The following is a 7,324-nucleotide window of genomic DNA, read 5'->3' as shown; positions in this document are numbered from 1 at the left end:
CACGTCCGGGCACGTCCGCGAGGAGTCGATGATGAGCGAGTCGCAGGAGGTCGGCGCCCGGGGCCTCACCGCGCAGCAGGTCGCGGTGCTGCAGGCCCGGTGGGGGCCCAACCGGGTGCCCCGGAGGCCGCCGCGCGGCGTCGTACGCCGGGTCCTCGAGCAGCTGCGCGACCCGATGATCCTGCTGCTGCTCGGGGCCTTCGCCGTGGTGGTCGCGCTCGGCGACCTCAGCGACGCCTCGATCATCATCGCCGTCGTCGTCCTGAACACCGCGATCGGAGTCGTGCAGGAGGTGCGCGCCGCGAACGCGTTGGACGCCCTCGACCAGCTGGCGGCGCCTGCTGCGACCGCACTCCGTGACGGGCTGGTCGTCGTCCTGCCGGCGGCCGACCTGGTGCCGGGGGACCTGGTCCGGCTGGACGCCGGCGACGTCGTACCGGCCGACGTCCGGCTGGTCACCGCCGCGGGCGTCGAGGTCGACGAGTCCGCCATGACGGGCGAGTCGGTGCCGGTGGGTCGGAGCGCCGGCAACGAGCTCCTGGCCGGCACCGTCCTGACCCGGGGCCACGCCGAGGCGGTGGTGGTCCGGATCGGGACGGCCAGCGGACTCGGCGCGATCGCGGCCGCGGTGCTCGCCGCGGGCGTGCGGCCGACTCCGCTCCAGGTGCGGCTCGGGCGGCTCTCCGCCCAGCTCGTCTGGCTCACGCTCGGTCTGGCGACCCTGGTGCTGCTGCTCGGAGTGGCCCGCGGCGAGGACCCGGTGACCATGGTCGTGCTGGCGGTCAGCCTGGCGGTCGCCGCGATCCCGGAGTCGCTGCCGGCGGTCGTCACCGTCGCCCTCGCGCTCGGTGCCTACCGGATGGCCCGCCGGCACGCGCTGGTCCGGCGCCTGCCCGCGGTCGAGACCCTGGGCTCGGTGACCGTGCTCGCCTCGGACAAGACCGGCACGCTCACCGAGGGGCGGATGCAGGTGCGCGAGCTCTGGACCCCGGAAGGGCCGACCGGCCCGTCCCCGTCCGAGCTGCTCCGCGACCTCGTGCTGTGCAACGACGCCGAGCTGCGCACGCCCGTGGGCGCTGCCCCGGAGATCGCGGGGGATCCCACCGAGAAGGCCCTCCTGGTGGCCGCGACCGATCGGGACCCCGACGCCCTGTCCGCGCGCGAGGCCTGGGAGCGGGTCGAGGAGGAGCCCTTCGACAGCGCGGCGAAGCGGATGGTCACGCTGCACGCGGGACCGACCGGTCGCCTGGCGATCTGCAAGGGCGCCCCCGAGTCCGTGCTGCCCCTGATCGGGGAGGACCTGCTCGCCGCTCGCGTCTCCGACGCGGCGGGCCGCCTCGCGGCCGCCGGCCACCGGGTCCTGGCGGTCGCCGACCGTGCCGTGCCGGTCGCCGGACCCACCTGCCCTCCGCTCTCCGCGCTCCTCGATGACCCGCGCGACTGGGCGCTGCGGGGCCTGGTCGCGCTCGTGGACCCGCCGCGGGCGTCGGCGCGCGAGGTGGTGGCGGCGTGCCGCGAGGCCGGCATCCGCGTCGTGATGATCACCGGCGACCACCCGGAGACCGCTCGGGCGATCGCCCGGGAGCTCGCGATCGTCGACGGCGCGCCCGAGGTCGCCACGGGCCGCGACGTCGCCCGCGGCTGGCACCGCGAGCGGGTCGCCCGGATCGGGGTCTACGCACGGACCCGACCCGAGGACAAGGTCGACATCGTCGCCGCCTGGCAGGCGCGCGGCGACGTGGTCGCGATGACCGGGGACGGCGTCAACGACGCGCCCGCCCTGCGCAACGCGGACATCGGCGTCGCGATGGGCGGCCGTGGGACGGAGGTGGCCCGGCAGGCCGCGGACCTGGTGCTCGCGGACGACGACCTCCGGACGGTGGTCGTGGCGGTGGCCGAGGGACGCCGGATCTACGCGAACATCCGCCGGTTCCTGCGGTACGGGCTCTCCGGTGGTCTCGCGGAGGTGGCCGTCCTGATGGTCGCTCCGTGGATCGGCATGCCGGTGCCGCTGACCGCCGGGCAGATCCTCTGGATCAACATGATCACCCACGGGGTGCCCGGGGTGGCCTTCGGCGGGGAGCCGGGCGATCCCGCGGACATGGCCCGCCCCTCGCCGTCGCCCGAGCGCTCGGTCCTGGGCGGGCTGCTCGCGCCGATCGCGGTCACCGCGGCGCTGATCGCGGCGGCCTCCCTGGCGGTGGGCACCGCCGCCGCGACGACGGCCGTCCAGCAGACCTCGGTCTTCGTGTGCCTGGGACTGGCCCAGCTGTGGCTCGCGCTCGCGCTCCGGGCGCCTCGGGCCGGGCAGGGGTGGCGGGCGCGGGGCCTCGAGGCGGCGGTGACGGTCGCCGCGGTGCTGCTCCTGGCCGCGACGGCGTGGGCACCGCTGCGCGACCTGCTCGGCACGAGCGCGCTCGGCACCCAGCGGCTCGTGGCGATCGCGGTCGTGGCGGCGGCGCCCGCGATGGCGGTCCTCGCCCTCGATCGGTGGCGCCGGCGTCGCGATCGGGTTCAGGAGGGCTCCTCCGGGACCACGGCCACCGTCGTGTGAGCCCGCTCGACGACGGAGGTGGCGATGGACCCGATGACGACCCGGGAGAGCGAGGTCATCGGGTGCCGGCCGACGACCACCAGGTCCCAGGTCTGACCGCGCGGGGTCAGCGCCTCGTCCACCAGGCCGTGGTCGAGGCTCAGCGTCACCTCCACCTCGGGGTAGGTCTCGGCGTACCCGGCGATCGACTCGGCGAGCATCGCCTCGAGCTCGGTCAGGTCGGGCGCATCGACGTCCTCGCCGCGGGAGCGGTGGTACAGCGCGGCCGCGGCGACCGCGTCCCAGAAGCAGTGCCGGACCGTGAGCGGCAGCCCGTGCAGCGCCGCCTGCCGGTAGCCGAAGTCGAGGACCGGCCGCGACTCCGGCGTCCCGTCCGCGCCGACCAGCACCCCGCGCCCGCGAGGGCGAGGGTGTTCGTCGGGCCTGCAGACGACCACGGGGCAGGCGGCGTGAGCGACGACGTAGGCACTCACCGAGCCCAGCAGCATGCTGGACACGGGCCCACGTCCACGTGAGCCGACGACCAGCAGGTGCGCCCGGGCCGACAGGTCGGTCAGCACCTGGCGGGGGTCGTCGCCCGAGATCAGCGCGTCGATGGCCAGCTCGGGTGCCAGCTCGCGCACCCGGGCGACCGCCGCGGTCGCCACGGCCCTGGCGTCGTCGCCGGCCGCCACCAGCGTGAGTCGCCGACCCTCCGCCCGCGCCTCCTCGACGGCCCACGTCAGGGCACGCAGCGCGTGGTCGGAGCCGTCCACCGCGGCCACGATGGTGCCGGCCACGCTCTCCTCGGGCGAGCGTCCCACCGTCACGGCCGGTCCGTGACGTGCTCGCAGCCGATCATCCGGTCGAGGGGGTCGGGACGCGGGCCGACGTAAGCCGTGTCGTCGCCCGGCCCGCAGACGACCAGGTCGACCCGGTCGTCGACGCCGATGAAGACCGCGTCGCTCCCGCGACCGAGGTGCAGTCGGTCAGCTCCGGGACCCACGTAGGCGACGTCGCTGTCCGGGCCGCCGACCACGGTGTCGGCCCCACGGCGGTCCTCCAGCGTGTTGTCGCCCGGCCCGCCGATCAGCAGGTCCGCGCCGCGGCCGCCGACGAGCACGTCGAAGCCGGGGCCGCCGCGCAGGACATCGTCGCCCGGCCCGCCGAGACCCGTGTCGCCGCTCGGTCCCGGGCGCAGCGGGTTGGGTCCGAGCCGCAGCACGTCGTCACCTGCGGCGCCGAGCACGCGGTCGGCGCCGGCCAGGGCGCGCACCACGTCATCGCCCGCGAGGGCGTGGACGAGGTCGGGTCCCGGGGTGCCGACGAGGTGGTCGTCGCCAGGGGTGCCGTCGATGCCGGCCGCCCGGGCCGGTGTGGCCACCAGCGCGATCGGGACGGCGCAGGCGAGTGCCAGCAGGATGCGCAACGGTCGGGTGGATGCGGACATGGCTCCTCCTCAGTGGGGTCAGCGGTCGGCCAGCACGACGGGCGGCGACCGGTAGTAGAGGGACGGCTCCGTGGGCAGCGGCGTCGGCCAGGTCCGGCTCGCGCGCTCGCAGGCACCGGTGAGGTCGCAGCGCACGACGGCCGCGCCGCCGCTGTCGCCCTGCGCCAGGGTCAGGACGTGGTCGTCGTCCTCCCAGACCGCGTGCCAGTCGAGGCGCCCGGTGATCCGGGCCTGGCGCGCACCGTCGTGGCCGTCGACCACCCACCAGCGGTCGGTCCCGGCCGCATCGAAGTAGGTCCGGGTGGCGGCCGCGTGCGTCCCGTCGGGCGACCACGCGTACGGACCGGCGGTGCAGCTGCGCCACGAGGTGCGTCCCGGCGCCGCGATCGGAGCGACCCGAACGCAGGCGTCGTTCACCGAGGAGGTGCTGAGCACCACGTGGCCGCGCCGGGTGTCGGCGCGGATCGCGGCCTGATGGGCGACGGTGCGCAGGGAGTCGCGCTCGAGGTTCCACCACTGGGTGACCGGGTGGTGCCCGTGCAGGCGCCGCGCGAGCAGCACCCGGCCGCCCGTGACGGCGACGAGCGTCGCGAGCCGGAGCTCGTGCTCGGCGAGCACGCGTCCGCTGCGCGGAATCTCGACGCTCAGCAGGCTGCGCTGCCCCGCTCGCCCGGCGATCCGGCGGATCGCGACCCGACGTCCATCGGGGGAGACCGCCACGTCGATCCAGGCCCGTGAGCGCGCGACGGTCCGCAGCTTGCCGTCCCGGCCGAGGAAGACCACGCGCACCTGGTGATGCCGGCCGACGTCGTAGTCACGCAGGAGGTAGCCGCCGGCGACGGTCCAGAGGGCGTCGTGCCGGCCACGGGCGGTCGCCGCGAGACGGCGGTCGCCGTCGCGGAGCGTGTCGCGCACGAGTCGTGCGACGCCGGGGTCGGCGCCGCGCGGTAGCGCCGCCGGGTCGAGGTGCGCCGGGGCGGCGGCGGGCCGCGCCCGGGCCTGCGCGAGCGATGCCAGCCACTCGACCACCGGCGGACCGGCGACCTCGGCGGCGTAGATCGTGTCGTGGTCGGCGCCGGTCACCATCCGCACCGTGGTCCGGTGACCGCCGGCCTCGAGCGCCGCCGCGAAACCCTCGGTGAAGGACGGCGGCACGAGGTCGTCGTCGCGGCCGTGCAGCAGCAGGACGGGTACGGCGGGCCGCCGCGCGGCCTGCCGGACGGGGTTCGCTGCGGTCCATGCGGCCGGGTCCTCCTCCGGGGTGCTGCCGAGCAGCGTGACGGCCAGGTCCGGGACCTGCGCGATGTCGTAGGGGCCGCTCAACCCGATGAGGGCGTCGGGCCGGACGGCGGGCGCGCCGCAGGTCCCCGAGCGCTCGTCGCCGGTCAGCACGGCCAGGGCCGCGAGATGGGCGCCCGAGGAGTGCCCGAGGACGGCGACCGTCGTCGGGCGGACGCCACGCGAGCGCACCTCGTCGACGACGCCCGCGACCGCGCACAGCACGTCCCCGACGGGCGTCGGGTAGGTGACGCCGTCCTCCGCTGAGCGGACGTGCACGGTCGCGGCGGCCACGCCGTGGTCGGCGAGGTAGCCGGCCAACCCGATCAGGCCGGAGGGGTCCGCGGTCGCCCAGCCCCCGCCGGGCACCATCACCACCACCGGCACCCGCCGCTCGCCCTCGGGCAGGTAGACGGTGGCGGCGAGGCCCGGCGCGTAGGTCACCGTCGCCGACGCCGCCCGGGAGGTGTCACCGGTCTCGGCACCGGCACATCCGGTGGACGCGCCCACGAGGAGCACGAGGACGAGGACGAGGGCGCGCACCGCAGGTCCTCCTCGTCAGACGCCGGTGGTGGTCCGGCGGGCACCCTCCATGTCCGTCCGGTACCGGCCGTGGCGGGCCGCGCCGTTGAGCCAGGCGCGTTCGAGCAGCGCCTGCTGCGCCGCCTCGACGTTCTGCTCCTGGCCGGCCCAGGCGTCCAGCACCGGTGCCTGGAGGGCTCGCCCGTAGCTGAAGCTGAGCTGCCAGGGCTGGGGTGCACGCCGGTTGAGCGCGTCCAGGCGGGCGGTCGCCTGCTCCGGCGTCTGGCCGCCGGAGAGGAAGACGATCCCGGGCACCGACGCCGGGACCGTGTCCCGCAGGACCGCGAGCGTGCGGGCGGCGATCTCGTCGTCGTCGACGGTCTCGTGCGACGACGCGCCGGGCAGCACCATGTTCGGCTTGAGCAGCGTCGCGTCGAGGACGACCCGGTGCCGGGCCAGCTCGTCGTACACCGTGCGCAGCACCGTGGCGGTGACCGAGGCACAGGTCGGCAGGGAGTGGTTGCCGTCCATCAGGACCTCCGGCTCGACGATCGGCACGAGACCCGCCTCCTGGGCGAGGGCGGCGTAGCGCGCCAGCGCGTGGGCGTTGGCGGCGATGCAGCCCGGGGTGGGCAGCGCGGCCCCGATCCGGATGACGGCGCGCCACTTGGCGAACCGGGCGCCCAGGGCGGCGTACTCGGCGAGGCGGAGCCGGAGGCCGTCGAGGCCCTCGGTGACGACCTCGTCGGGGAAGCCGGCCAGCGGGCGGGTGCCCGCGTCGACCTTGATGCCCGGGATGATCCCGGCGTCCGCGAGCACCTGGGGGAACGGCGTACCGCTGGTGTCGTGCTGCCGGATCGTCTCGTCGAAGAGGATGACGCCGCTGACGTGCTCGGCCAGGCCGGGTGTCGAGAGGAGGAGGTCGCGGTAGCGGCGGCGTACCTGCTCGGTCGACTCGACCCCGATCCGGGAGAGCCGTTTCTCCATCGTGGGCAGGCTCTCGTCGGCGGCCAGGATGCCCTTCCCAGGGGCGACCAGCGCCTCGGCGGTGGCGTGCAGGGACATGGGGTGCATGACGACCTCCTCAGGGACGTCGGGGACGGGTCGAGGGGACGCCGGCGACGTGTCGCCCGACGTCGGGCCAGGTGAGGATGCCGACGAGCCGGCCGTCCTCGTCAACGACACCGATCGCGTCGGTCGCGGCATCGAGCATCGCGGCGACGGCGTCGGCGAGCAGCGCGTCGGCCGTGATGCGGAGCGGATCGGCGACGGTCACCGCGCCGACGGGCCACGACCGCGTGACGAGGCGGGCGAGCAGCGCCGTGGACAGCAGCTGGACCGGGATGACGTCGAGCAGCCGGCGCTCGCCGTCGACGATCACGACATGGGTGTGGCCGACGGCCAGGGTGCCGTCGATCGCGCTGCCGATGCTGGTCTCGCCGTCGACCGCGACGACGCGGCTGGTCATCGCGTCGCGCACCCGGGCGACGCGCCGGCTCCTGCTCGGCGCGGCGGTCATGGCAGCAGTCCTCGTCATGGCC

General features: G+C 75.9%; 6 protein-coding genes. 1 reads left to right on the top strand and 5 read right to left on the bottom strand.

Annotation, left to right across the window (positions count from 1 at the left end; genetic code table 11):
• The coding region (locus K8U61_RS23920) for a cation-translocating P-type ATPase (protein WP_224125526.1) at positions 1 to 2,554 on the top strand (2,554 nt) is incomplete at its 5' end.
• Here K8U61_RS23920 and K8U61_RS23915 read toward each other — a convergent pair.
• From K8U61_RS23915 to K8U61_RS23895, 5 genes are read right to left on the bottom strand one after another with little or no spacing between them, the layout of a single operon-like run.
• Entirely contained in the window at positions 2,515 to 3,363 is an 849-nt protein-coding gene (locus K8U61_RS23915) for a universal stress protein (protein ID WP_224125525.1), read from the bottom strand. The two genes, K8U61_RS23920 and K8U61_RS23915, sit on opposite strands and share 40 nt — an antisense overlap.
• Positions 3,360 to 3,983: a calcium-binding protein gene (locus tag K8U61_RS23910; RefSeq protein WP_224125524.1), complete on the bottom strand. Its 624-nt coding sequence runs from the start codon at positions 3,981 to 3,983 to the stop codon at positions 3,360 to 3,362. Before K8U61_RS23910 ends, K8U61_RS23915 begins: the two co-directional genes overlap by 4 nt.
• Positions 3,984 to 4,001: 18 nt before the next feature.
• Entirely contained in the window at positions 4,002 to 5,804 is a 1,803-nt protein-coding gene (locus K8U61_RS23905) for an alpha/beta hydrolase (protein WP_224125523.1), read from the bottom strand.
• A gap of 15 nt (positions 5,805 to 5,819) precedes the next feature.
• Entirely contained in the window at positions 5,820 to 6,857 is a 1,038-nt protein-coding gene (locus K8U61_RS23900) for a class I fructose-bisphosphate aldolase (protein WP_224125522.1), read from the bottom strand.
• A 10-nt stretch (positions 6,858 to 6,867) separates the two neighbouring features.
• Positions 6,868 to 7,302 (bottom strand): CBS domain-containing protein, encoded by a 435-nt coding sequence (locus tag K8U61_RS23895; RefSeq protein ID WP_224125521.1) that lies wholly within the window; start codon positions 7,300 to 7,302, stop codon positions 6,868 to 6,870.
• Positions 7,303 to 7,324: the final 22 nt, after the last annotated feature.

The organism is Nocardioides mangrovi (genome assembly GCF_020073815.1).
GTDB lineage: Bacteria > Actinomycetota > Actinomycetes > Propionibacteriales > Nocardioidaceae > Nocardioides > Nocardioides mangrovi.
This window is presented reverse-complemented; position numbering and strand designations above follow the sequence as displayed.